Origin of the sequence: Planktotalea sp., from assembly GCF_018607995.1 — a bacterium.
Classification (GTDB): Bacteria; Pseudomonadota; Alphaproteobacteria; order Rhodobacterales; family Rhodobacteraceae; genus Planktotalea.
Genome location: NZ_JABBAL010000023.1, coordinates 1 through 24,155 on the forward strand (window position 1 = coordinate 1; position 24,155 = coordinate 24,155).

The window sequence follows — 24,155 nt, forward strand, 5'->3', positions numbered from 1 at the left end:
ATCAATGCCTCGCGCTATCGCCTCTGGGACGAACCGATCCGCAGCTATTTCAACGAATGCCTTGCAGGCGTGGACGGCGAACGCAGCGCAAATACTAACATGCGCTGGACCGCGTCGATGGTGGCTGACATCCATCGTATCTTGACGCGTGGAGGTGTATTTTTATACCCCGAAGATGCCGGCAATCGCGCGACTGGAGGCAAGTTGCGCCTGATGTATGAAGCCAACCCAATGGGCTTCGTCGTGGAACAGGCCGGCGGTGCTGCATCCACAGGGACGCAGCGCATCTTGGATGTCATACCAGCATCGCACCATCAGCGCGTGCCTGTGATCATGGGATCAAAAGACGAAGTCGCGCGGATTGATGGCTTTCACGACAACGCTTAAAGGTAGCGGTTCACAAGGTTTTCCAAGCGCTCCTGACGACCCGATTGCGGGTGCGGATCAAGGCCGGCGGCCACGACATCATCATGGATCGCATCTAGATCACTGCTGAGCAATGCTTTGCCAGCTTTGCTTTCCCAACCCGCGTAACGCGCATCACGTGCGGCCTCTAACTTGCCGTCTTCCAGCATCGCTGCCGCCGCTTTGAAGCCCGCTGCACAGGCGTCCATGCCGCCAACATGAGCAAGGATCAGATCCTCTGCATCAAGCGATTGGCGGCGCAGCTTGGCGTCGAAATTCGTACCACCTGTTTTGAACCCACCAGCGCGCAGCACTTCGTAATAGGCCAGCGTCATCTCTGGCACATTGTTCGGGAATTGGTCCGTGTCCCAGCCAGATTGGTAGTCGTTGCGGTTCATATCAATTGAGCCAAAGATACCCAGCTCACGCGCAAGAGCCAGTTCATGCTCGAACGAATGACCTGCGAGGATCGCATGGCCTTGTTCAATGTTCACTTGCACTTCGTCCTCAAGCCCGAAGTCTTTCAGAAAGCCATAAACCGTCGCAACATCGTAGTCGTACTGGTGTTTTGTAGGCTCTTGCGGCTTAGGTTCGATCAGGATTGCACCTTTGAAACCCATCTTGTGTTTGTAGTCCACAGCCATTTGTAACATGCGGCCCGCTTGCTGGCGTTCACGTCCCATGTCGGTGTTGAGCAGTGTTTCATAGCCTTCACGACCGCCCCAAAGCACATAGTTTTCGCCCCCCAGTTTGATCGTGGCATCCATGCAGGTTTTTATCGTCGCGGCAGAATACGCAAAAATATCAGGGTCGGGGTTCGTCGCCGCACCAGACATAAAGCGACGGTGCGAAAAGAGATTGGCCGTGCCCCAAAGCAGTTTAATTCCTGTCTCGTCCATCTTTTCGCCGAAGTAATCAACGATAGCTTCTAGGTTCTTCGTGCTTGCCGCAAAGCTAGCGCCTTCAGGGCGCACATCGGCGTCGTGGAAACAGAAATAGGGCACGCCCAATATCTGGAACATCTCAAACGCAACATCCGCTTTTAAACGCGCATCATCCATGCTGTCGCCGAACCAAGGTCGCTCAAACGTTTGGCCACCGAAAGGATCACCGCCGGGCCACGCGAAAGAGTGCCAATAAGCGGCAGCGAAACGCAAATGTTCGCTCATTGGTTTGCCCATAACCACTTCGTCGGGGTTGTAGTGACGGAATGCGAAATCATTATCGCTCTCGCGACCTTCATATTTGATCGCGGGAATACCTTTAAAAAAGTCCGTCATGTCAGAGATCCTTTAGAGCGGAGTAAGCAGCGCGGTAGCGCGCGTGTGTGTCTTGGAACGCGTTTGAAAGCGCGCTCTGGGGTTGAATGGTTTTCTCGATGGGCGGCAAGGTGGCGATTTCGGTGCCTGCGCCGCATGCCGCCATCATTCCGAGGCGTGCAGCCCCTAAAGCCGCTCCGAAATCACCCGCTTGGGGGAGCATCAAGGGGAGGTTCAATGTCGTCGCAATTGCGCTGAGCCAATAGTCTGATTTCGCCCCACCACCGAGTGCGAGTGCGCGCTCGATCACCGTGCCTGTAGAGCGCAAAGCCTCGTGGCAATCTGCAAAGGCAAATGTGACGCCCTCAACCACCGCACGCGCGGCTTCGCGCGCATCTGTGGCTTGATCCAAATGCAGGAATTGACCGCGCATACTGGGGTTGTTGTGCGGTGTGCGCTCACCACCAAGATAGGGTAGGAAAAGCGTGCGTGACGGTGCCTGCAGTGGGCCAAGGTCACGCGTGAGATCAGCGGCGCTTTGCCCCGTGAGGCGCGAAAGCCATTGCAAAGCATCGGTGGCCGCCAAGATCACACCCATTTGGTGCCATGTGTCAGGAAGCGCATGGCAGAACGTATGCACAGCACTTGCAGCATCTGGCTGATACGCATCAGAGGCCGCGAACAGCACACCTGACGTGCCGAGCGAAACAAACGCATCGCCTTTGCTTACAACACCAGCCCCGATCGCAGAGGCCGCATTGTCGCCACCTCCACCAGCCACGACAACCCCCTTGGGGAGACCCCAATTTTGGGCAAGGGTGTCTAACAGTATGCCGGAACTCTCAGAGCCTTCTACAAGGCGCGGCATGTGTGTGCGATCAAGATAGCTCGCGCTGAGAAGTTCATCTGACCAATCGCGCTTGGCCACATCCAGCCAGCTGGTGCCTGCCGCGTCCGACATTTCTGCGATGTGATCGCCGATCAACAAAAGGCGCAGGTAGTCTTTGGGAAGCAGGGCTTTGGCAAGTTTGGCGAAAATCTCAGGCTCGTTATTTTTGACCCAAACGACTTTTGGCGCTGTGAAACCAGCAAAGACGATATTGCCAGAGACGTTGCGAAACTGCGGATCACTATCAAGCGCATGGGCTTCATCCGCAGAGCGCGTGTCGTTCCATAGGATGCAAGGGCGCAGCGCGTTGTCGGCCTTGTCCAGCAAGGTTGCGCCGTGCATGTGACCTGCAAGTCCAATGCCACGCACAGCGGAAAGATCAGCCTGAACACCAAGCGCCCTCATCGCAACGTCTGTGGCGGCGAACCATTGGCTCGGGTCTTGCTCGGACCAACCATCCTGCGGACGTGAGACGCTGAGAGGCACCGCATGTTCCGCAAGAATGCACTGATCCTCATCCACAAGGATTGCCTTCAAAGAAGACGTGCCAAGATCAAGTCCGATGTACATTTACGCCGCCGCTTTGGGGTTCTTGCCCAAAATGATCATCGAGAGGATGTCATCCTCCGTAACATCCTCGACCCGCTCTGTGCCAACCATCTGACCATTCTTCATGACAGAGACACGATCACACAAATCCATCATTTCGCGCGTGTCATGACTGATCAGGAAGATGCCAAGCCCTTGATCTTTTAGTTCCTTAATCAGGTCCGCGACCATTTCCGTTTCATGCACACCCAGCGCCGCTGTCGGCTCATCCATGATGAGGATTTTCGCGTTGAAATAGACTGCGCGCGCAATCGCGACGGACTGGCGTTGACCACCGGAGAGGGCGGACACAGGCTCTTTCAGCTTTTTGAAATTGGGATTGAGACGCGCCATGATCTTGGCCGTTTCCGCCGCCATCTTCGCATCATCGACAAAGCCCATAGGCGATGTCAGCTCACGCCCCAAGAACAGGTTCGATGCCGCATCAAGGTTGTCAGCAAGCGCGAGCGTTTGATAAATGGTCTCGATGTTATGATCGCGCGCATCACGGGGCGAATTGATCTCGGCGCGTTTGCCATCGATCCAGATCTCACCACCGTCTTTTTTGTACGCCCCCGAAAGGATCTTAATCAGCGTGGATTTGCCAGCACCGTTGTGACCCAATAGGCCAACAACTTCGCCTGCGTGCAGATCGAGGGAAACATGATCCACCGCTTTGATGCCGCCAAAAGAAATTGAGATGTCTTTGAGTTGAACGAGAGGGGTATCACTCATTTGGAGTTCCTCCGGTAGAGAATATCAAGGAAGACGGCGATGACCAGAACGGAGCCGACAACGACTTGCTGGATGGCCGCATCAAAGCCGATAAGGACCATGCCAGTCTGCAAGCTTTGCATAACAATCGCGCCAAGGATTGCACCGTAGATCGTGCCGACACCGCCTGCTAGGGACGTGCCGCCGATCACGGCTGCGGCGATGACGTAGAGCTCGTCCAACGTGCCAAGTGCTGCGGTGGCAGAGCCAAGGCGCGCAGAGGCGACGACAGATGCGATCCCTGTAAGGAAGCCCATGAGCGCGAAGATTTTGACGGTCATCCAGCGTGTGTTGATGCCTGCGAGTTCCGCCGCTTCGGGGTTGCCACCGATGGCATAAACGTAGCGACCAAACTTGGTGCGCGTCATCAGGATGGTCATAGCAATGGTGACGCCGATCAGGATCAAAACAGGGATCGCGAAGCCATGCGAGATGAAAATACCCTCTGGCGGCACTTCGATGCCTTCAGCGGCGGCGTATTTCTTGATGATCCCTTTCGGCCAAGGGTAGGCGTTCATTAGCAAGGTCGTACCAATGACAGCGCCTGCACCGATTGCGGCAAGGAATGTTTCCGCCCAAACTGGGCGTAGCGGTAAGCCGAAGGTTTTGCGCTTCCGACGACCTAGGATGATCAAAGCCAATACGGCGATGCAGCCAAGAATGCCGATGATCCAGCTGCCCGTGTTGCCGATTGCGCCGAAGGGGCCGCCGCCAAGGAGTTTGAAGGTTGCATCCACAGGCGCGATCGTCTCACCGCGTGCGACTAGGAATCCAGCACCCCGCCAGACCAGCAAACCGCCAAGGGTCACGATGAAGGCGGGGATGGTGCCGTAAGCGATCATCCAGCCCTGGAATGCACCGAGGAGCGTGCCCATCAACAGACCAGCGAAGATCGCGATGATCCAGATCATCGGGTGTCCGAGGCCAAGATACTGCGGCAAGATATTCACCTGCACCGTGCCCATGATGATCGCGATGAAGCCCAGCATAGAGCCTACGGACAGGTCAATGTGGCGGGTGATGATCACGAGAACCATGCCAGTTGCCATGATTCCGATAGAGGATGTTTGAACCGAAAGGTTCCACAGGTTGCGCGGCGTGAGGAAGGCGCCAAAGCCGTTCACGAACAGACCGTAGTAGTGAAAGCCAATCCAGATCAGCGCCAATGCGGCGAGCATCCCCAGAAGGCGTGTGTCGACCTCTGTTTCTCGCAAGAACTTTGCGAATGCACCTTCGCGTTTGACATCGCTGGCCTTGGTATCAGTGTTGGTGTCGCTCATGAGTGCGCCCTCAAAGATGTACGTGTTTTGATCCAACGGCAAAGTTTAAGCCGCAGGTTAATCTAGTCACACGTTTTGGAAAATTGGAACTGTTTTGGGATGTATCGGCGACGCGTCGGCCGCCGATACAAATGTACTTAGCATGAGCTTAGCAGCCCGCGACACCGTCCATTGCGCCTTCGCAAACTTTGTCTTTTGCGATGTGGCCTGCATCAATCACAGCAGAAATGTTGTCTTTTGTGATAGGTGTTGGATCCAGAAGTATTGCGTTCATCTCGATGCCTTTAGCGCCACCGCTGAACGTGGATGCGCCGTCGATGTCCGCCATCGCCGCACCACCTGCAAGCGCAACTGCGATTTCGCCAGCTTTCTTGCCGAGATCACGACTGTTCTTCCAAACAGACACAGTCTGCGTACCACGTGCAACACGGTTCAGAGCCGCATGATCACCATCTTGACCACCAACAGGGATATCAAGACCCTGTGCTTCTAGAGCTGCGATGGAACCGCCAGCCATGCCGTCGTTCTGGGACAGAACTGCGTCAACCATGTTGTTGTTGGCTGTCAGGATCTGCTCCATGTTCTTCTGAGCATTATCTGGCTTCCAACCGTCTGTGAACGCTTCGCCGACAATCTTGATTTTGCCAGAGGCAACGTCATCTGCGATGACTTCCATCATGCCTTCTAGCAAGAAACCCGCGTTTGGATCGCCCTTGTCGCCTTTGATGATCGCGAAGTTGCCGTCAGGCTGCACTGCTGTCACGGACTGTGCGATGATACGGCCAACGCCTTTGTTGTCGAACGTAAGGTAGAATGTACGCTGATCTTCGATCAAACGGTCGTATCCGATCATTGGCACGCCTTCCGCCTCAGCCGCATCAAGTGCAGGTCCGATCGCGTCTTTGTCTTGTGCAAGAATGATCAAAGCATCTGCGCCTTGAGCGATCAGTGCTTCGATATCTGTCAGCTGCTTAGCCGCAGAGGACTGCGCGTCAGCGGAAATGTACTTCGCGCCAGCCGCTTCCAAAGCACCTTTGATCGCCGCTTCGTCAGTTTTCCAACGCTCTTCCTGAAAGTTGGACCAGCTTACGCCAACCGTAACACTATGGCCGTCTGCGAATGCCGCGGACGCCAAGCTTGCTGCAGCAATGGATGCCGCGAAAATATACTTCTTCATTGTTTTCCTCCCAAAGAACCCCCCGACCACAGCCAAGGGCGAGTCACGTGACTCGAATAGTAGATCTGGTGTAGCGATTAATTTCAATTTGAGAAATAAAAAACTGATGCGAGTTGCGAATTATTCAAAATAGTTTGCTTTTCGCTGGAGATTAGGGAGTATAGGGTCGTCCAACCACTCCAGAACAAAGGCTTTAATTTACTCAGTGAACTATAGCTCCAGCATAAGAACGAAATCTGGTTGCGGGCCGCTCCTTGCAGGCGATTCAGCGCGCTTACCCGCGCTGCGCCAGCAGGTTTTTGAGTATGTACGTTCCTCTGGGCGCGCTGCACGGGCTGATATTACGCGCGAGTTGAACATAAGCGGCGCCAGCACAACGACCCTGACAGCCGACCTTATAGCCTCAGGTTTCTTGCGCGAGGTGGATGAGCCGGATCGCGAACACGGGCGCGGCCGCCCGCGAGTTGCTTTGGAAGTTGTGCCCGACTCGAGCTACGTGATTGGCATCAAGCTTTCATTCAAACAGCACAGTGCAGTGCTCTGTGATTTCGCAGGAAACGTACTGGCCACTGCCTTCTTGCCCACAAAAAACAAACGCAGCAGCGAAGACGTTCTTATAGAGCAAATCATCGCGCTCTGTCATCGCGTGATCAAAGCGGCCGACATGTCAGAGCAAGATATCGCAGCGGTTGGCGTCGGCATTCCTGGCATTGTCGATCAAGCGAGTGGCCGGATCCGCTGGTGCTCCCTTTTGCAGGACACCAATGTGGATCTCGCCTCTTCCTTCGCGACGAAATTCAATGCACCCCTGTTTCTCGACAATGATACCAATATGCTCACCCTCGCCGAACTTTGGTTTGGTGTGGGTCGTGACAAAACCGACTTTGCGGTTGTCACGATTGAAAATGGCGTCGGCATGGGGTTGGTTCTGAACAACAGACTTTATCGTGGCACCCATGGTGTCGGCTTAGAGCTGGGGCATACCAAAGTGCAACTTGATGGCGCACTGTGCAGATGTGGCCAACGTGGCTGTTTGGAAGCCTATCTCGGGGACTACGCATTGACCCGCGAGGCGGGAACAGCGCTGGATCACGAGGATACAACGCAAAAAGACAACGAAGAACTGCTCGATCTTTTGTTTGAGAAAGCCAAATCCGGTCACGAGGCTGCTGAGGCGATCTTTCGCCGCGCGGGGCGTTATCTGTCGGTTGGATTGTCCAATGTTGTGCAACTGTTCGACCCGCCGCTGATTATCATATCGGGGGACCGGATGCGGTTTGACTATTTCCATTCGGATGAGGTTCTTGCCGAGATGCAGAAACTCACCCTTTCCAATTCCCGCCAGCCTTGCCAGATCGAGACGCACACATGGGATGACGTCGTTTGGGCCCGCGGCGCAACGGTTCCCGCCCTTGTCGCGTTGACAGATCGCCTGATCGGCGGATTGGGTACTCAAACGTGATCAAGGTCTTGCCGATCATGGCGCTTGGCTTTGCTTTGCCTGCCAATTTGCAAGCAGCAGAGGCTGAAATAGTATTTGAAAACCTGTCTTCGCACTTTCCTCAGCACATCTATGCAGGCGGCTGGGAGCATTTCGTCGGCGGTGGTCTCGCGGTCTTTGATTGCAACAACGACGAGCATCCCGACATCTTCGCAGCAGGCGGCGCAAACCCTGCGCGATTGATGCGCAACCTCGGGGCGTTCAATTTTGAAGCCGTCGACATTCCAGGGTTACTGGGCGTGACAGGTGCCTACCCTATCGATCTGGACGCGGATGGATGGCTTGATCTGTTTGTGCTGCGCGCAGGTGAGAACCGCATTCTCAAAGGCGGGCCTGATTGCGCCTTCACCGACGCAAGCGCATTATTCGGCTTGCCCCAATCATCCGCATGGAGCACCGCATTCACCGCATGGTGGGAAAATAACGAAGACCGCCCCACCCTTGCAATCGGCAATTACGTCGACCGCGATGATCCCGACGGCCCGTTTGAGGCCTGCGACGACAACGTCATCCTGCGACCCGGCCCTGATGGATATAGTGCGGAAATCCTGGTGCCCGGATTTTGCACCCTGTCGATGCTTGCTGCCAAGGACTCTCGCGGACGCGACACGCTGCGCATCTCCAATGATCGACACTATTATGTGTCCGGCGGATATGAACAAATGTGGGATATCCAAGATCAACGCTTTCTTGATGAAGCTGACGGTTGGAGAAACGTCTCCCTCTGGGGCATGGGCATTGCAAGTCGTGACCTAAACGCGGATGGTTTTGATGATGTCATGCTAACCTCTATGGGTGACCAGCTTTTGCAATTTGCGATTCCTGGTGGCGGGTATAAAGCGGCGCCTTTTAGCCAAGGCACCTATGCTCAACGCCCCCACATTGGCGACGAAGGTCGCGCATCCACGGGCTGGCATGCGGAATTTGGCGATGTGGATAATGACCGGCGGCCCGATCTTTTCATTGCCAAAGGCAACGTGGACCAGATGCCCGGAATGGCGATGCGCGATCCAAATACGCTGTTGCGTCAAAACGCAGACGGCACGTTCACCGAAATCTCGCACCACGTTGGCGTGGCGAGTATGGATCGCTCCCGTGGGGCTGCACTTGCAGATTTTGATCTCGACGGGCGCTTAGATCTTGTGGTCTCCAACAGGCGCGCCCCGCTAGAGCTTTACCGCAATGTGACTGAAAGTGTCGGTCAGTGGATTGCGATCATGTTGGCGCAGCCTGGTCCCAATCGCGATGCGATTGGATCGGTCATTTCGGTGGAGGCTGGCGGGGCAAAACAGTCGATACAACATGTTATTGGCGGTGGTCACGCAGGCGGGCAAATGTTGCCCCGTCATTTTGGCCTTGGCGCCGCAGACAAAGCAAGGATCACTGTAGACTGGCCGGATGGATCACAAACGACAACATATTTAAAGTCGGGTCAGCGACACGTGATCACGAAACCCTAGTCAGGGTTTGGCACGGTTAGGCCACTGGGCACACTCGTCGGTACACCTAAACGGCCCGCGATGCTGACGGGATCGGTCATCGTTTGCAAGAATGCGACAAGTGCGGCGATCTCGCTCTCTTCCAAAGCAACACGCGCGTGAGACACTGCCTCGGAAATTGCACGTACCTGCTCGGGATCATCCATAACCTTGAAATCAGCGCTATCATGGTCCGGCAAAACCGTTTGCGTGCGATCATACTCCGTCAGCCCTTTGACAGGATCCGCATGTGCTCTGATGAAATCTTCCAACTCCGCGTGCGCCCCTGCATGCCCATAAGGCGCACTCAATGCGATGTTACGCAGGGACGGCGTGCGAAAGGCGTAGCGATCCGCCTCAAGCCCCGTCACACGAAAGCGTCCATCATCACGATGATGATCCTCAAAGGTTGCGGATTTTCCCGGGCCAATTTGCGGCGCGCCCATCGCGTGAAACTTGTGATCCGTCAGGAACGCGCCCATATGACAGCTTGCACAACCCGCATCTCCATAAAACACCTCAAGTCCTGCGCGTTCCTTACCTTGGAACAAGGTCTCGCCGCTCAGATGCGCATCAAAGGACGCAGTGTCAGAGCGCCATTCATGGGCAACAAAGGCAGCGATTGCATTAGAAATATCGGTGAATGCAATGTCCTCAGGGTCCGTGATATGCGGGTAAAGAGCGCGGAATTGATCCACGTATTCAGGAATCTCCGCCACCCGCATGGACAGCACATCCCATGCACCACCCTCACCCGTTATGATACCTTGACGAATAAGACGGCCAATCTCGTTCTCTTTGAAAGACCCCGCCATTTCATCACGGCTGAGCACGGGAAACATCGTTTGCGCAGAGAGAATCGAGGTAAAGCCAGCCAACATATCATCGCCCATCGGCGTGCGAATACCTGAGGGGGTCGACGGATCAGCTTCAAGGCGACCATCATGAAACAGTACCGTAAATTCATGTGCGCCCAGATTAAACAAAACCGGGGAATTTCGCGGAATACGCTCTTCCGGCATATTTTTTGGGTCTGGGATCCGCTTTGGGCCTAGCCCTATACCACCATCACCAAACGACAAGGACACGCCGTCAGACGTGCCAAACGCTGGATGATGACAGGTCGCGCAGGCGGTTTCTTTGTTGCCCGACAAGATCGGGTCGTAAAACAGCAATTGCCCGAGCTTTGCCTCGTCCAAGTTCACTGCAATGAAATCGTTATCTTGCAAGGGCTGCGGCAGATCTTGCGCAATAGCAGGGAACGCTGAAAAGGCGGCTATCGCGAATAGGACCAAGGCTTTCATCGCGATGCCTTTACGCAGGCTCGATCATGTCGACGCGAGTTGCGTGTCGGCCACCCTCAAACTCTGTGGAGAGGAAAGCGTCAACAATCTCCAGCGCGAGGCCTGCCCCCAAGACACGTGCACCCAAGGAGAGAATATTCGCGTCATTATGCGCTCGGATCATCTGCGCAGAAAACGTATCGGAACACACGCCACAGCGGATACCTTTGACCTTGTTCGCGGCCATCATGATGCCTTGCCCCGTGCCACATAGGATGATGCCCAAGGCACACTCGCCCGACACCACACGTTCTGCCGCGGCTTGTCCGTGGGTCGGATAATGCGTGCTTTCGGTGGTGGTCGGACCGATGTCGAGCACGTCCCAGCCTTGCTCTACAATATGTTGAGCAATCGTTTGGCGTAGCTCTATCGCAGAATGATCACTGGAGAGAACGATGCGTTTCGGGTTCGTCATGATTGGCCGTCCTATGTTCAAAAAGACGCGGACTTAGTCAGCGCTCAAATCTTTGGGTGTTTAAATGTCTTCTTCGGGCCGTTTCAACGTTGCCCATGTAACATCTCGTTGCGGCGCTGGAGGAGTTTCGCACACGCCGAGATGAATATTGACCTTTGCGATGAAATTGGCAGAAATCGGGGCTGTCACAAAGAGAAAGCCCATGATCAGCAATTCATGCATCGAGGTTTCACCAAGCAACATCGAGTGCCCAATAGAGGCCAGCAAAAGCGCGCCAATGCCGATGGTCCCAACTTTCGTCGGCGCATGAAGGCGCGTCATCGGATCGTTAAATTTCAACAGGCCAATCACCGCAACAGCGGCAAATCCGGACCCGATCAACAGGAAAATGGCGACAGCGTAGGTTCCCAAAATCTCCATGCTCATTCGATGATATCCCCCCGTAGCATAAAGCGCGCCAGCGCGACCGTTGACACAAATCCAAGCATGGCGATCATCAAAGAAACCTCAAAATAGATCTGCGCGCCTTGATAAATGCCCAGCATCACTACTAAGCCCAGCGCATTTATCACCATCGTATCCAACGCCAAAATGCGATCGCCCGAAGTTGGGCCGAGCGCCAAGCGCACCATGGACAGGATCTGGCCAAATCCCAACGTTACAAACGCGACGATGATCGCGAAGTTCATCAGCTCTGTTGCAGCGCTCATTGGAAAATCTCCTTTAGGCGGTCTTCATAGCGAGTCTTGATTTCGTCCACAACGGATTGCTGATCATCTGTGTGAAGCACATGAACTAGGAGGCTATGACCCTGATCTGACAAATCCGCCGACACAGTGCCGGGCGTCAGCGTAATGGTGCCCGCGAGCATCGTGATTGCTTCGGGTTGCACCAGATCAAGCGGGATCACTATCCATGCTGGTTTCAGTTTGGAGTTAGGAACTGTCAGCACGATCCAAGCCACTTGGATGTTCGCAACAACAATGTCCCACATCACCAGAACGCAATAGCTGAGCATTTTGCCAAGGCGAAAGCCCTGAGGGCGATCAGGCCACCAGATTGCAGTCATACGCGGAATGACAATACCAAGGATCAGGCCGAACACAGCCATGCCCGCAGAGAATTCGTTCTGCAAAAGCACCCAAACGAAAGTTAGCAAAAGCGTTAGAAACGGGTGTGGGACAAGCCAATTATAAGCGCGTGTCATCTTAGTGATCCCCCTCTTGTGGCTTGCTCAGCTTGCCAGGTGTCTCAAGAACTTGGGAAATATAAGGCTCCGGCGAAAAGAGCTGAGCAGCCATTTTCGTGGTGTAGCCGTGGACCTGCCCCGCAAAAATCGTATGCGCCGCTAAGAGCGTGATGAGACCACCAACAGCCGCATACGACAAAGCAGCAGGTCGCACGCCCAAGCCCCTGTCTTCATCAGTTTCAACACTATGCGCTTTCCAGAACAGAATGCTGCCCGCGCGCGCAAACCCAAGAATGCTGATCAAGCCAGAAGACAACACAATCGCCCAAATCCAGATCATCAATGCACTGTCATAGGCGGCGTCCAACACCAGTAATTTGCCAAGAAATCCTGAAAAAGGCGGTAGGCCTGCCATTGCAATGGCCGCCGCAAAATACAAACCTGCTGTCAACGCATTGCCCGCAATAACGGGTTGCGGTGTCAGGTCAAGATTGGCGCGACCAGTTCGGACAAGATCCGAGATCAAGAACAGCGCAGCCCCCGCCAAGGTCGAGTGCACAATATAGTAGAGGGCAGCCGCGATCCCTTCCGGCGTGAACAGGGAGATCGAAATCATCACCATGCCCATTGATCCGATAACGGAGAACGCAACCAAACGATCCAACTTCTTCGCGGCCAACACGCCCATTATCCCAAGCGCAAGCGACACCAGAGCCGCCGGCAAAAGCCAGACATCGAACAGGCCTGCTGTAGATTCCAACTCTGGTGGGAAGACCATCGTGTAAACACGAATGATGGCATAGGCACCAACTTTGGTCATAATCGCAAAGAGGGCGGCGACCGGTGCGGGTGCCTCCGAATAGCTGGACGGCAGCCAGAAATGCAGTGGCACAAGAGCTGCTTTGATGGCAAAGACCAGCAACAGAAGAACTGCCGCGACACGGATGCCAACCGTTTCTTCAGGCCCGATCAATGCCACGCGCTGTGCCAGGTCCGCCATGTTCAGCGTACCAGTCTCAGCATAGAGAGAGCCAAGCGCGAAGAGGAACAAGGTCGATCCAATGAGGTTGAAGAGCACATATTGCACGCCCGCCTTCAGCCGCGCATTGCCGCCCGCATGGATCATCAATCCGTATGACGCGATCAGCAGGACTTCGAAAAAGACGAAAAGGTTGAACAAATCGCCTGTCAGGAAAGCGCCCATAATGCCCATTAGCTGGAACTGGAACAGCGCATGGAAATGCCGCCCCCGATCGTCCCAACCTGATCCAATAGCATAGAGCAAAACAAACAAAGCCAGCACAGAGGTCAACAAAACCATCATCGTCGACAGGCGATCCGCGACCAGCACGATGCCGAACGGTGCGGCCCAATCACCCATCTGATACAGCGTAGTCGTACTGTCAGCGGCCTGCCAAGCAAGGCTTGCAGCGACAGCGATCAAAGCGACAACGCCCGCAACAGACAATACGCGCTGAATGCCAATGTGATAGCGCGCGGCCAGCACGATAAAAGGCGCGACCAATGCGGGCAGAATAATTGGAGCGACGATCCAATGGGTCATGATGTGCCCTCCGATGCACTCTCATCTGTTTGTGAGCGCTCTCCAGGCAGATCATCAACATGATCATCATCAGATCCAAGGAACGCGCCTAGGCCGATCATCACCACCACCGCGGTCATGCCAAATGAAATCACGATTGCTGTCAGAACCAAGGCCTGTGGCAGCGGGTCTGCATAGGCATCAATCCCGTCTTGGAGGATCGGAGGTGCGCCGATGGTCAAGCGGCCGGATGTGAACAAAAAGACATTCACCGCATAGGTCAATAGCGAGATACCCAAAATCACTGGGAAGGTGCGCAGGCGTAAGGTCAGATAAATACCCCCCGCCGTAAGGACGCCAATTGCGGATGCTACGAGTAGTTCCATTACACGGCCTCCTTCGCTGACGCATCCAGCGCACGCGCCGGGTCATCGCGGGATGGATCAATATCCATTGCATGTTCGCTATTATCGGGCCCCGCCTGTCGCGCGATGCGCGAGAAACTTTCAAGCGACAACATCACAGCACCAACGACTGCAAGGAATACACCCAAGTCGAACAGGGCTGCCGTTGCCAGTTCGAACTTCTCAAACGGCGGAATGCGCACGTAGGTGAAATCCGATGTGAGGAAAGGTTTGCCAACAAACCACGACCCAATACCGGTCAGACCCGCGATCAAGACACCCGCACCTATTACCCCGTGATACGGGTAGCGCAGACGCGCAGAGGCCCAGCCAAATCCGCTCGCCATATATTGCATTACGACGGCGATGGACACGATAAGACCCGCAATGAACCCACCACCGGGCTCGTTATGTCCGCGCAGGAAGATGTAGAAACCGACCATCAGAACCACAGGCATAATACCACGTGTCAGAACAACCATCATCATTGGGTGCGTGTTGCCTGCTCTTAATTGATCAGGTTTACGGTTCACCAAACGCGCCCGCACGGGTCCACCCAGCAATGTCTCAGTCAAAGCAAAAATCAACAATGCAGCAATACTCAACACGATAATTTCGCCGTAGGTATCAAAGCCACGGAAATCAACGAGGATCACGTTGACCACGTTCGTGCCGCCGCCACCTTTGTAGGAATTGGCGAGGTGGAATTCAGAGATCGGCGCGCTTACAGCGTCGCGCAGCATATAGTGATACGACAACCCAAAGGCTGCAATACCGCCGATAATCGCCACACCCGTGTCGCGCACGCGCCGCAAGACACTGCTCTCGATAGGCGTCTTGTTAGGCAAAAAATTGAGCGCCAAAAGCAACAAGATGATAGTTACGACTTCGACGGTGAACTGTGTCATCGCCAAGTCTGGCGCACTGAAATAGACAAACCCGAGCGAGACCATCAGGCCCACTATACCAATCAGAATGAGTGACAGAAGCCGGTTGCGATGCATCATCACCATGCCAAATGTCGCGGCCACCAACATCAACCAACCTGCGAAGGGAACAATGCCCGCGGGTTGCATTTCATAGGTCGGCGCACTGATCGCACCCGTGCTCCACGCATGATACCCTGCAGCGACAATTGTGATCGATCCAATCGCCGCGTAGCGCGAAAATGCACCATTGTGCAGCGGCAGGATCACGGCACGCGCCAAGCTGACCGCGCTTTCCACAATCGCTTCAAAGATGGGCTTTGCTTCGGGGCGCGGCGTGGCGTCCCAAAGGCGCAAGGCTGGCTTGAAAATGGATAGCATCAACAAGCCACCAACAACCGCCGCGATGGACATGAACAGGGCGGGTACAAGCCCGTGCCAAATCTTGAAATGCGCCTTCGGCACGCTCGCGGTGTCGCCCAAAACGGAGGCGGTTACCATTTTCACAAAAGGCTCCGCAAGGAACGGTGCGGTACCAATCACGACGACCAACACAACCAAAATCGCAGGCGGCAGCCAAAGACCCGCATTCGGGTCATGCGGCTTTGCTGGATAGTCGTCCCGCACAGGTCCAAGGAAGACGTGCCCGATCAAGCGGAAGCAATAGGCCGCAGAAAACAGCGACCCGACAGTCGCCAACACAGGCACTAACCAGGGCATGTTGAAAAGAACCGTGTGGTTCGCTTCTTCAAGCATCATTTCTTTCGACAAGAAACCGTTAAGCAGCGGGATACCCGCCATAGACAGCGCCGCCAATGTCGCAATAAAAAAGGTCAAAGGCATCAGTTTGCGCAAACCTCCAAGCAGACGAATGTCGCGCGTATGCGCCTCGTGATCGATGATCCCCGCGGACATGAACAAGGCTGCCTTGAACGTCGCATGGTTTAAAATGTGGAACATAGCCGCCATTACGCCGAACGCGGTACCCGTGCCCAAAAGCATCGTGATCAGCCCCAAATGACTGACCGTGGAAAAGGCCAAAAGCGCCTTTATATCATGCTTGAACAGCGCGATCACTGCACCCAAAACCATCGTGACCAAGCTAGCAGTCGTGACGATCATGAACCACTCCGGCGTGCCCGAAAGCGCAGGCCACATCCGCGCCATCAAGAAGATACCCGCCTTTACCATCGTGGCCGAGTGCAGATAGGCGGAAACTGGCGTCGGTGCCGCCATCGCGTGTGGTAGCCAAAAATGGAATGGGAATTGTGCAGACTTCGTAAAGCAACCAAACAGAATGAGAATGAGCACAGGAACATAGAGCGGATCCGCTTGGATCAGATCACGATTTTGCAAGATCACGCTAAGATCATAGCTACCTGCAACCTGGCCCAGCATCAGCATTCCACCAATCATCGCGAGCCCGCCCATGCCCGTCACAGTCAACGCCATCCGCGCGCCCTGACGACCCTCCGGTAGATGCTTCCAATAGCCGATCAGCAAGAAGGACGACAGCGAAGTTAGTTCCCAAAAGACCAGCAAAAGCAGAATGTTATCGCTAAGGACAATGCCCACCATCGCACCTTGGAATAGCAACAAATAGGTAAAGAACTGCCCCATATTATCGTCACGGCTTAGGTAGTGGCGCGCATAGGCAATAATCAAAAGTCCGATGCCCAGGATCAAAAGCGCAAAGAAGAAGCCAAGCGCGTCGAGCATGAGCGTGAAATTCAGCCCCAAAAGCGGCATCCAATCGACACGCGCCATGACGACCTCACCCGCGATAACACTTGGCAGGTTGGTCAAAAGGCCCACGAATGCGGCTAAGGTGACAGTAAATGTGACACCGGCCGTCGCGGCCCGACCAGCGGAATTCATCAAACCTGGCAAAAGTGCACCAAAGAATGGCAAAGCGACGATAAAGAAGAGGGACACGCGGACTCCTAGTTCGAAGATTTTGATTTCGTCTAATGTGCGTCGAATCCTCAAAAGCGCAAGGGCAAGCGGTTAGAATGTCAAAGAAAACCTGGTCCTGTAAACTGCACATCTGCCCAGCCTGCAAAATGTAGGCTTGAAATGCATAAATTGTAAGAAATGGCGGACCGAGGAGGATTCGAACCCCCGACCCCCTGATTCGTAGTCAGGTACTCTATCCAGCTGAGCTATCGGTCCGTTAAGCGCTGATTAGACGAGGTGCGAAAGCGTTGCAAGCGCAAAAAGTACCAGACTTACGCGAATATTCAAACAGCGACATCGCCTTTGGGCAAGCGTATCTCAAAGCAGGTCCCAGCCTCTGTGGAGTGCGTTAATTCCAGCACTCCCCCATGCCCACGGATAAGTTCCGCCGCAATAGCAAGACCCAATCCGGTCCCCCCTTTGCGCGCGCCACCTTGAAACGGGGTGAACAAATGCGCGAGCGCTTTTTTGGGCAAACCAGGACCTGTGTCATGCACACGAATGAGCCATTCTTGATCGCTTTCATCCGCGCACACCGAGATTTCACCCGACTTTCCCGTTGTGATAATCGCTTGCCGCGCATTGCGCACAAGATTGGATATGACGCGGTACAGTTGCTCAAGATCTGCGCGAATGGAAAGCCCAGCCGGCACGTCTTCGGCAAAGCTTAGATCATGTTTCCCAACGGCCAGCCTCTCCGACGCGATGACATCGTTGACTATTTCACTTAACGGAAAACGGGAAAGACGCGGCGCGGGTTCCTCCGCTTTTCCAAAAGCCAAAGTCGTCTCACAAAGATTAACCGCACGCGTGATCGAATTCACCAGCTTCGGCGCCATGCGCTGAACGACGGGATCTTCGCTCATCTCGATGCGGTCTGTGAACAGTTGCGCAGAGGTCAGAATATTTCGCAGGTCATGGCTAACTCGCGCGACTGCCCCACCTAGTTGCGCAAGCCGCTCTTTCTGCTTCAATGCTTGAGTCAATTCTATCTGCATCGATTGCAAAGCATCCTCGGCCTCGCGCAACTCCGTCACACCAGCGCTTGGTTCAATGATCTGGCGCGCATCTTCAGGGGCCACCGCGTATCGCTGCATGTGGTCCACAACACCGCGAATGGGGCGCACAAGCAAAAAGCGCACCGCAAGAAATAATAAGCCAGCCGTGAAGATCGAGATGACCGCAGACAGCACAAGAATGCGCAACCCGTAATCTAGCATCGCGGCGCGCAAACTTTCCGTAGGCATGGTGACTTCGATGAGCAGCCCCGCTTCGCGCACAGGCGCGCCAATGATGCGGATGACCTGAGGCTCCGCGCTTAGCAAACGCGCCACCGCATCCTTGATCAAGACCATGGCCCTCGGATCACGCAGATCAAACGTATCGTCGATCGGGCGCGGCATGGGCGAGGTTAGAACTAATTGCCGGACCGCATCGCGACGTAGAACAACGTTATAGACTTCCGCATTCAGAAGTAGCTCTTCCTCCAAATCCGCATCAATCATGTCGTCAGCCAAGAGCGCGAGGGATGCAATCTGTGAGCGCTCCAATCGGGACAATAGAAAATCTTCACGAAACCGAGCCACGGAAGGGAAGAAGATCAACATCTCCGCCAACATCACAAACACGGTGGTCAGGATCAAAAATCGCCCAGATAGTGAGTTCAACATTCAACCACTCGCTTCATCTTGCACTTGCAACTCACGCACTCACCCAATCATGGCAGCCAACGCTGCACAAGGCGCACCACTTTCTTGACCGTGTCATTCTCAAACAGACGCGGTATGAAATAGGCCCCCACCGCGCGCTTGTTCACGTCAAACACAGATGGATAAGGCGCAACCATTGCCGAAATTTGGCTCATTTTGAGCTTGTTCGCAATCGCAAGCGACCACATGCCTATCAACTCACCCGCTTGCGGCCCAGCAATCGAGACACCCACAGGGCGGCCCTTCACAACCATCACTTTAATCAATCCAGAGGCCTTGCGCTCTGCGATCAAACGGTCGTTGTGATGAATGTCGAAACGCACGACTTCCAGCTTATCAACATGTTCCTCGCGCGCTTGTGCCTCAGTCAAACCAATTTGGGACAATTCAGGGTCCGTATAAGTCGCCCAAGGAATATGTTTGGTGCTTTGCTTGGCTGGCAATCCAAACAGAGCGGAGCGAATAATCACACCGGCCTGATAACCTGCCACATGGGTAAATTGCAGACCACCCGCCACATCGCCAATCGCGTAGACCTTTTTGTTCGTCGTCTTCAAACTGTCATCAACAACAATGCCTGTGCGATGCGTCTCAATGCCAGCGGCCTCTAAGTTCAGCTTGTCCATATTGGGCTTGCGCCCAACGGCCATCAACAGATGCGTACCCTTGAACACGCGGCCGTCCTTAGCGTGCACTTCAATCGCACCTGCCGTGCCTTTGATCTCACCGGCTAGGGCGTCTTCTTCGATGACAAGCCCCTCAGAACGCAGGTTATCGAGCACAATCCCCACCATCTCAGTATCATCTTTGCCCAGCGCTTTCGCGCCTTCAATGACGGTCACTTTAGAGCCCATCCGCAAATGCGCTTGCGCCATTTCCATACCGATTGGGCCACCGCCGATAACCAGCAAATGCTCTGGCTGTTCGCGCAACTCGAATAAGGTCTCATTCGTCTCGTAAGGCACGCTCTCCAGACCTGGAATGGGCGGCACGAATGGCGAAGAGCCTGTGGAAATCACAACACGACGCGCTTCGATGCGGTATTCGCCCGCTTCAACCTCAGTCGGTGAGACGAACTTGCCGTACTCACGGATCACCCGCACGCCCAAGCCTTCAAAACGCTCTTGGCTGTCCATAGGTTCGATCTGCGCGATGACACTTGCCACGTGATCCTTAGCAGCCGCGTAATCCACCTTTGGCGTCACATCCGCGACACCGTAAGCGGAGGCATGCGCTTGTCCGTAGGATGCTTTGCCCGAGGCGATCAGCGCTTTGGACGGGACACAACCGAAGTTCAAGCAATCGCCCCCCATCTTGTGACCCTCAAGCAGAACCACGCTTGCGCCCATTTGAACTGCACCTGCCGCAACGGACAGACCACCAGAGCCTGCGCCAATCACCAGAATATCTGTTTTGATCGTTTCCATGATTAGATGCCCTTTTTGCCGGTGACGGCTTTCACGAGGATGGGCAGCAGCGACAAAGCGCTAAAGCCAAGAATTGGGAAGAGGATATGTGGCTCAAAAATGATCCCGAAGTTTGGCGTCTCACCCGCAGCAAACACTTCGCCAAGACCCGCACCCACGGAGGTGAAGACCAGCGTGCCAGGGATAATCCCAAGGAAGGTCGAGATCACATAGCGATGCAGCGGTACTTCAAGAAACGCCGGGATCAGGTTGGCGATGAAGAAAGGTACCGCTGGCACAAGGCGAATGATAAAGAGCATCGACCACTGATTTTCGTCGATCCCATCTTTAATCTTCCTCACAGCTCCTTCGCTGCTTTCCAGTTTCGCCCCCAGCTTTTCACCAAACCCGTAGCGCGCCGCGAGAAATATCAGCGTCGCACCTAGCGCGGCCCCTGTGACGTTAAAGAAGGTGCCAAACGCGGTGCCAAACAAAAAACCACCCGTAAGTGTAGCGATTGTGGCACCCGGAAGCGAGAAGCCGACGATTGCGACATAAACCGCTAAAAAGCCAAATGCCGCGATAAGATAGTTGCTGTCACGAAAGGCGATTAAAGCCTCACGATTGTCGCGCAGCGCATCGAAGCTGAGATAGTCTTTTAACGTAAAAGCGCCAATCACAGCAACCACAAGGATCACCAGCATTGGGAGCATTCTGGCCAATCCAGACTTGGATTTAGGTTGGCTCTCTGGAGTCTGTGTCATGTCGCTCAACTTTCTCTTTCGGATCAAATTAGTTTCGCTTGTCTGAGTGCAACATGCTGATTTGATGTGGTTTGCGTAAGCCTAATCACGCCTGCTTGATCAAGAGTAACAATTGCAGTGAACAAAGCTGGACTTTGCATCAGAACTGTAACATTCACCCACACAAGAACAGACCAATTGTTGCAGAAAAACGTGCCACTTTGGTTTGACTTATTCCCCACGCCCCTCTATTGGACGAGCTTCAAGATACATGGGGCCTCGGCGATTCTGCGCGGCTGCCCTGCTTTACACGGAGACGGAGCGATGAAACGCACCTTTCAACCATCTAATCGCGTTCGCAAGAACCGCCACGGCTTTCGCGCACGCATGGCCACAAAAGCAGGTCGCAAGATCCTGAACGCGCGCCGCGCAAAGGGCCGTAAAGAGCTGAGCGCGTAAGCGCCCGCATTCTAGGTTTATGACTTTGACACCGCCGGAGGCCTCTGACGCGCATTGCGCTGACGGGAACACGCCTCCGGCGGTTTCATTGAGCCTGGCCGTTCTCAAAAAGCGTAGCGCGTTTTTGCATGCAGCCCGGGCGCGTCGTCAGGGCACGACGTCAATGATGGTGCAAATGCGAGACCGTCACGATAAAGACCCAAATGTCGGTGTTGGCTTCACTTGCTCCAAGAAGGTTGGCAACGCCGTTGCGCGCAATCGTGCCAAACGTCGTCTGCGCGAAGCCGCGCGTGTCGTATTACCCCTACATGGCGTAAAAGGGTGCGATTACGTTCTGATCGGCCGCACCGAAGCAACAGCCAACCGGCCTTTCGATTTGCTTGTCGGTGATCTGCGCTATGCCCTCAAAAAACTCCACGCCTCAAAATGAGTCCGCTTGCACATATCATCGCCCTGCCCGTGCGCGCCTATCGATTGGTCTTCTCACCCTGGGTCGGTTTCAATTGCCGCTATCACCCCACGTGCTCAGCCTACGCGATGGAAGCGCTAGAGAAACACGGCGCAATCAAAGGCAGTTGGCTGGCCGCGCGCCGCATTGGGCGCTGTCACCCATGGGGCAGTTCGGGCATAGATAACGTACCCGATTAATTCCCGAACACACTTTTCCAAGTGACCTATTTTAAGCCAAGATTACCCCTGTCCGTAAAAGCGCGTGTCGGAATTTCATGTCGATCCAAACGCCCACAAATCGTGTGATAGATATCTTCCATAACTACTGGATCATCAAAATACCAAGTGTGACCCGCCCTAATGCTGCTTCCATGTTTTCCATCACGAAATCGATTACCACAATAGATATCAACACCCTTTGGATGTTCAGGTGCCTCCATACCAGTCCGTCCCGCGCGTGGAGCCACAGCTAAACGCTTCATCAAAGAGATCGAAAGAACATCCTCCAATGGATTGGAATAATTCGTCAATCGCGCGCAATGACGATCGAGCGACGACGATTTTGGATTGCCTTTCGACAGGCTATCTACCGGAAGATTCGCCGTCATCAGCATGACTTGACTGACTGCCCAACTGCGATCGGCTACCCTCGCACGATCATCCGCGTCGTCAAACGCTTCGCGCACAACGTAGAACCCCATAGAATGGGCCAGTACATGAAGATCAATATGACAATCAGGTTGCTGAAAAGTAGAAAACGTTTCAATGTCATCCCGCACAAAGCGAAATGCTGAAAGCTTGGCATCCTCACGATCTTCTAGGTAGTTCAGCGCAGTATCCGCACTTGGCCAGTCAAAACTCACAACAGCACCGTCAAACCCTTGCTTTTCTAAACCCTTCTTGATTTTGCAATGCCTCTTTAGAACTGTGGCTTGCGAATTATTGAATCCGTGCAGGTAAAAAACAATATCTCCTTCAGTCAAAGGATTGCTTGTCCCGCCCATCGTTTCTTTCAAGATTGCTTTGGTCCATTTGCTTTTCGAAATGCGATGCGCGTATTTCATATCATTCGCAGAACTAGGTAACTCAAAAAAAATGGCTCACCGCGGGCTCATTTGAAAACCACCACCCAATTTACCGCGAGACACAAAAACATAATACATATCAAGATATCTCCAAAAATGCGAAAAAATCTCTAAAAAGGTGAGCCATTCAACGTTAATACACTTTAAAAGTGTGCATTCACATTAAGTCCAAGGACACTAAAAAATTTTGACATTTTGGCGGTGCCGACCCTGCTCAGCTCAATTGAAAACGCCCTTCCCACACCCCCTTCAAAATGCCATATCCAGCGCATGTTAGATAATCACGACGACATTCACCCGCTTTTTTCTGGTGCGCCGAGCACCACAGAATTCAAAAAGCTACGCAAACGTCTGGTGCGCTACACGCGTGAAGCGATTGAGCAATACGGCATGATCGAACCGGGGGGCAAATGGTTGGTCTGCATGTCCGGTGGCAAAGACAGCTATACGTTGCTTGCGATTCTGATTGAACTCAAATGGCGCGGGCTTTTGCCTGTAGAGTTGCTCGCGTGCAATCTGGATCAAGGTCAACCCGGATTTCCAGCAACCGTACTGCCCGAGTTTCTTGAAAAAATGGGCGTACCACATCGCATTGAGTACCAAGACACTTATTCAATCGTCATGGATAAGATCCCAGCAGGTCGCACCTTTTGCGCGCTGTGTTCGCGTTTGCGTCGCGGCAATCTCTACCGCGTGGCCCGCGAGGAGGGCTGCACCGCCGTCGTGCTTGGTCATCACCGCGATGATATTTTGGAAACCTTCTTTATGAACCTCTTTCACGGGGGGCGCCTTGCGACGATGCCACCCAAATTGCTGAATGAAGAGGGCGATTTGTTCGTGTACCGCCCTCTCGCTCATGTGGCCGAAGTCGATTGCGAGAAATTCGCGAGCGCGATGAATTATCCGATTATCCCTTGTGATCTTTGCGGCTCTCAGGATGGATTGCAGCGCCAGCAAGTGAAACAAATCCTTGATGGATGGGAAGCCAACAATCCTGGTCGTCGCCAAGTCATGTTCCGCGCCTTGACCAATGCGCGCCCATCGCACCTGCTCGACCCAAAGATTTTTGATTTCGCAGGTTTGATGCGCGGAGGTGTGCCCGAGACGCAAGTCTGAAGGTGGTTGTTTGCGGCTGCGCAACAATGCGTTACTGTTTCGTAAAACAAAGTAATTTGA

24 protein-coding genes and 1 tRNA gene are annotated in these 24,155 nt (G+C 54.0%); 7 read left to right on the top strand and 18 right to left on the bottom strand.

All coding sequences use genetic code 11. From position 1 onward, the window contains the following. Positions 1–387, top strand: a 387-nt coding sequence (locus QZ280_RS08570) for a class 1 fructose-bisphosphatase (RefSeq protein ID WP_293442648.1), incomplete at its 5' end; no start/stop codon positions are given. On the opposite strand, the gene xylA is transcribed toward QZ280_RS08570, so the two are convergent. The 5 genes from xylA to QZ280_RS08595 form a co-directional block, all read right to left on the bottom strand. Further along, a complete protein-coding gene (gene xylA / locus QZ280_RS08575) occupies positions 384–1,685 on the bottom strand; it encodes a xylose isomerase (RefSeq protein WP_293442651.1) in 1,302 nt (433 codons plus the stop codon). The two genes, QZ280_RS08570 and xylA, sit on opposite strands and share 4 nt — an antisense overlap. A 1-nt stretch (position 1,686) precedes the next feature. Then, entirely contained in the window at positions 1,687–3,123 is a 1,437-nt protein-coding gene (gene xylB / locus QZ280_RS08580) for a xylulokinase (protein ID WP_293442654.1), read from the bottom strand. Next, positions 3,124–3,876, bottom strand: coding sequence for an ATP-binding cassette domain-containing protein (locus QZ280_RS08585; RefSeq protein WP_293442657.1), 753 nt, complete (start codon positions 3,874–3,876; stop codon positions 3,124–3,126). Continuing rightward, a complete protein-coding gene (locus QZ280_RS08590) occupies positions 3,873–5,195 on the bottom strand; it encodes a sugar ABC transporter permease (RefSeq protein ID WP_293442660.1) in 1,323 nt (440 codons plus the stop codon). The genes QZ280_RS08585 and QZ280_RS08590 overlap by 4 nt, the downstream gene beginning before the upstream one ends. Positions 5,196–5,343: 148 nt before the next feature. Beyond that, positions 5,344–6,372, bottom strand: coding sequence for a substrate-binding domain-containing protein (locus QZ280_RS08595; RefSeq protein ID WP_293442663.1), 1,029 nt, complete (start codon positions 6,370–6,372; stop codon positions 5,344–5,346). A gap of 205 nt (positions 6,373–6,577) precedes the next feature. On the opposite strand from QZ280_RS08595, the gene QZ280_RS08600 reads away from it, so the two are divergent. Further along, complete coding sequence (locus QZ280_RS08600; RefSeq protein ID WP_293442665.1) at positions 6,578–7,834, top strand: ROK family protein; 1,257 nt, start codon at positions 6,578–6,580, stop codon at positions 7,832–7,834. A gap of 17 nt (positions 7,835–7,851) precedes the next feature. Further along, positions 7,852–9,333 carry a CRTAC1 family protein gene (locus tag QZ280_RS08605; protein WP_293443728.1) on the top strand — a complete coding sequence of 494 codons (1,482 nt, stop codon included), beginning with the start codon at positions 7,852–7,854 and terminating at the stop codon, positions 9,331–9,333. Here QZ280_RS08605 and QZ280_RS08610 read toward each other — a convergent pair. From QZ280_RS08610 to QZ280_RS08665, 12 genes are all read right to left on the bottom strand, one after another. Next, on the bottom strand, positions 9,330–10,655 hold the full coding sequence (locus QZ280_RS08610; protein ID WP_293442668.1) for a cytochrome c peroxidase: 1,326 nt from the start codon (positions 10,653–10,655) through the stop codon (positions 9,330–9,332). The genes QZ280_RS08605 and QZ280_RS08610 overlap by 4 nt on opposite strands. 10 nt (positions 10,656–10,665) lie before the next feature. Beyond that, entirely contained in the window at positions 10,666–11,109 is a 444-nt protein-coding gene (gene rpiB, locus QZ280_RS08615) for a ribose 5-phosphate isomerase B (RefSeq protein WP_293442671.1), read from the bottom strand. 60 nt (positions 11,110–11,169) lie between these two features. Further along, positions 11,170–11,535 carry a monovalent cation/H(+) antiporter subunit G gene (locus tag QZ280_RS08620; protein ID WP_293442673.1) on the bottom strand — a complete coding sequence of 122 codons (366 nt, stop codon included), beginning with the start codon at positions 11,533–11,535 and terminating at the stop codon, positions 11,170–11,172. Then, the gene (locus QZ280_RS08625) at positions 11,532–11,819 is read right to left on the bottom strand and encodes a K+/H+ antiporter subunit F (protein ID WP_293442676.1); all 288 of its coding nucleotides are present in this window, start codon (positions 11,817–11,819) and stop codon (positions 11,532–11,534) included. Before QZ280_RS08625 ends, QZ280_RS08620 begins: the two co-directional genes overlap by 4 nt. Beyond that, positions 11,816–12,316: a Na+/H+ antiporter subunit E gene (locus QZ280_RS08630; RefSeq protein ID WP_293442679.1), complete on the bottom strand. Its 501-nt coding sequence runs from the start codon at positions 12,314–12,316 to the stop codon at positions 11,816–11,818. The genes QZ280_RS08625 and QZ280_RS08630 overlap by 4 nt, the downstream gene beginning before the upstream one ends. Position 12,317: 1 nt before the next feature. Next, positions 12,318–13,862, bottom strand: a complete 1,545-nt coding sequence (locus QZ280_RS08635) for a monovalent cation/H+ antiporter subunit D (RefSeq protein WP_293442682.1) — start codon at positions 13,860–13,862, stop codon at positions 12,318–12,320. Beyond that, positions 13,859–14,227, bottom strand: coding sequence for a Na+/H+ antiporter subunit C (locus QZ280_RS08640; protein ID WP_293442685.1), 369 nt, complete (start codon positions 14,225–14,227; stop codon positions 13,859–13,861). The genes QZ280_RS08635 and QZ280_RS08640 overlap by 4 nt, the downstream gene beginning before the upstream one ends. Then, entirely contained in the window at positions 14,227–17,106 is a 2,880-nt protein-coding gene (locus QZ280_RS08645) for a monovalent cation/H+ antiporter subunit A (RefSeq protein ID WP_293442688.1), read from the bottom strand. The genes QZ280_RS08640 and QZ280_RS08645 overlap by 1 nt, the downstream gene beginning before the upstream one ends. 160 nt (positions 17,107–17,266) lie before the next feature. Then, a tRNA-Arg gene (locus QZ280_RS08650) sits at positions 17,267–17,343 on the bottom strand. A 68-nt stretch (positions 17,344–17,411) separates the two neighbouring features. Then, positions 17,412–18,797 (bottom strand): HAMP domain-containing sensor histidine kinase, encoded by a 1,386-nt coding sequence (locus tag QZ280_RS08655; RefSeq protein ID WP_293442691.1) that lies wholly within the window; start codon positions 18,795–18,797, stop codon positions 17,412–17,414. A 47-nt stretch (positions 18,798–18,844) separates the two neighbouring features. Next, a complete protein-coding gene (locus QZ280_RS08660; protein ID WP_293442694.1) occupies positions 18,845–20,263 on the bottom strand; it encodes an FAD-dependent oxidoreductase in 1,419 nt (472 codons plus the stop codon). Positions 20,264–20,265: 2 nt separating this feature from the next. Continuing rightward, entirely contained in the window at positions 20,266–21,006 is a 741-nt protein-coding gene (locus tag QZ280_RS08665) for a TVP38/TMEM64 family protein (protein WP_293442697.1), read from the bottom strand. Positions 21,007–21,309: 303 nt separating this feature from the next. On the opposite strand from QZ280_RS08665, the gene rpmH reads away from it, so the two are divergent. The 3 genes from rpmH to yidD are packed head-to-tail and all read left to right on the top strand — an operon-like array spanning position 21,310 to position 22,092. After that, positions 21,310–21,444: a 50S ribosomal protein L34 gene (rpmH, locus tag QZ280_RS08670; protein WP_009831305.1), complete on the top strand. Its 135-nt coding sequence runs from the start codon at positions 21,310–21,312 to the stop codon at positions 21,442–21,444. 25 nt (positions 21,445–21,469) lie between these two features. Then, a complete protein-coding gene (gene rnpA / locus QZ280_RS08675) occupies positions 21,470–21,874 on the top strand; it encodes a ribonuclease P protein component (RefSeq protein ID WP_293442710.1) in 405 nt (134 codons plus the stop codon). After that, positions 21,871–22,092 (top strand): membrane protein insertion efficiency factor YidD, encoded by a 222-nt coding sequence (gene yidD / locus QZ280_RS08680; protein ID WP_293442713.1) that lies wholly within the window; start codon positions 21,871–21,873, stop codon positions 22,090–22,092. Before rnpA ends, yidD begins: the two co-directional genes overlap by 4 nt. 26 nt (positions 22,093–22,118) lie before the next feature. Here yidD and QZ280_RS08685 read toward each other — a convergent pair whose 3' ends face one another. Further along, complete coding sequence (locus tag QZ280_RS08685; protein WP_293442715.1) at positions 22,119–22,958, bottom strand: alpha/beta hydrolase; 840 nt, start codon at positions 22,956–22,958, stop codon at positions 22,119–22,121. 291 nt (positions 22,959–23,249) lie between these two features. Here QZ280_RS08685 and ttcA point away from each other — a divergent pair, with 291 nt between their 5' ends. After that, positions 23,250–24,095, top strand: coding sequence for a tRNA 2-thiocytidine(32) synthetase TtcA (gene ttcA, locus QZ280_RS08690; RefSeq protein WP_293442718.1), 846 nt, complete (start codon positions 23,250–23,252; stop codon positions 24,093–24,095). Positions 24,096–24,155: the final 60 nt, after the last annotated feature.

Excerpts from the sequence above, each read along its gene's own strand:
- xylA (WP_293442651.1), bottom strand. The coding sequence starts at position 1,685 with ATGACGGACTTTTTTAAAGGTATTCCCGCGATCAAATATGAAGGTCGC.
- xylB (WP_293442654.1), bottom strand. The coding sequence starts at position 3,123 with ATGTACATCGGACTTGATCTTGGCACGTCTTCTTTGAAGGCAATCCTT.
- QZ280_RS08585 (WP_293442657.1), bottom strand. The coding sequence starts at position 3,876 with ATGAGTGATACCCCTCTCGTTCAACTCAAAGACATCTCAATTTCTTTT.
- QZ280_RS08590 (WP_293442660.1), bottom strand. The coding sequence starts at position 5,195 with ATGAGCGACACCAACACTGATACCAAGGCCAGCGATGTCAAACGCGAA.
- QZ280_RS08595 (WP_293442663.1), bottom strand. The coding sequence starts at position 6,372 with ATGAAGAAGTATATTTTCGCGGCATCCATTGCTGCAGCAAGCTTGGCG.
- QZ280_RS08605 (WP_293443728.1), top strand. The coding sequence starts at position 7,852 with ATGGCGCTTGGCTTTGCTTTGCCTGCCAATTTGCAAGCAGCAGAGGCT.
- QZ280_RS08610 (WP_293442668.1), bottom strand. The coding sequence starts at position 10,655 with ATGAAAGCCTTGGTCCTATTCGCGATAGCCGCCTTTTCAGCGTTCCCT.
- rpiB (WP_293442671.1), bottom strand. The coding sequence starts at position 11,109 with ATGACGAACCCGAAACGCATCGTTCTCTCCAGTGATCATTCTGCGATA.
- QZ280_RS08620 (WP_293442673.1), bottom strand. The coding sequence starts at position 11,535 with ATGAGCATGGAGATTTTGGGAACCTACGCTGTCGCCATTTTCCTGTTG.
- QZ280_RS08625 (WP_293442676.1), bottom strand. The coding sequence starts at position 11,819 with ATGAGCGCTGCAACAGAGCTGATGAACTTCGCGATCATCGTCGCGTTT.
- QZ280_RS08630 (WP_293442679.1), bottom strand. The coding sequence starts at position 12,316 with ATGACACGCGCTTATAATTGGCTTGTCCCACACCCGTTTCTAACGCTT.
- QZ280_RS08635 (WP_293442682.1), bottom strand. The coding sequence starts at position 13,862 with ATGACCCATTGGATCGTCGCTCCAATTATTCTGCCCGCATTGGTCGCG.
- QZ280_RS08640 (WP_293442685.1), bottom strand. The coding sequence starts at position 14,227 with ATGGAACTACTCGTAGCATCCGCAATTGGCGTCCTTACGGCGGGGGGT.
- QZ280_RS08655 (WP_293442691.1), bottom strand. The coding sequence starts at position 18,797 with ATGTTGAACTCACTATCTGGGCGATTTTTGATCCTGACCACCGTGTTT.
- QZ280_RS08660 (WP_293442694.1), bottom strand. The coding sequence starts at position 20,263 with ATGGAAACGATCAAAACAGATATTCTGGTGATTGGCGCAGGCTCTGGT.
- QZ280_RS08665 (WP_293442697.1), bottom strand. The coding sequence starts at position 21,006 with ATGACACAGACTCCAGAGAGCCAACCTAAATCCAAGTCTGGATTGGCC.
- rpmH (WP_009831305.1), top strand. The coding sequence starts at position 21,310 with ATGAAACGCACCTTTCAACCATCTAATCGCGTTCGCAAGAACCGCCAC.
- yidD (WP_293442713.1), top strand. The coding sequence starts at position 21,871 with ATGAGTCCGCTTGCACATATCATCGCCCTGCCCGTGCGCGCCTATCGA.
- QZ280_RS08685 (WP_293442715.1), bottom strand. The coding sequence starts at position 22,958 with ATGAAATACGCGCATCGCATTTCGAAAAGCAAATGGACCAAAGCAATC.
- ttcA (WP_293442718.1), top strand. The coding sequence starts at position 23,250 with ATGTTAGATAATCACGACGACATTCACCCGCTTTTTTCTGGTGCGCCG.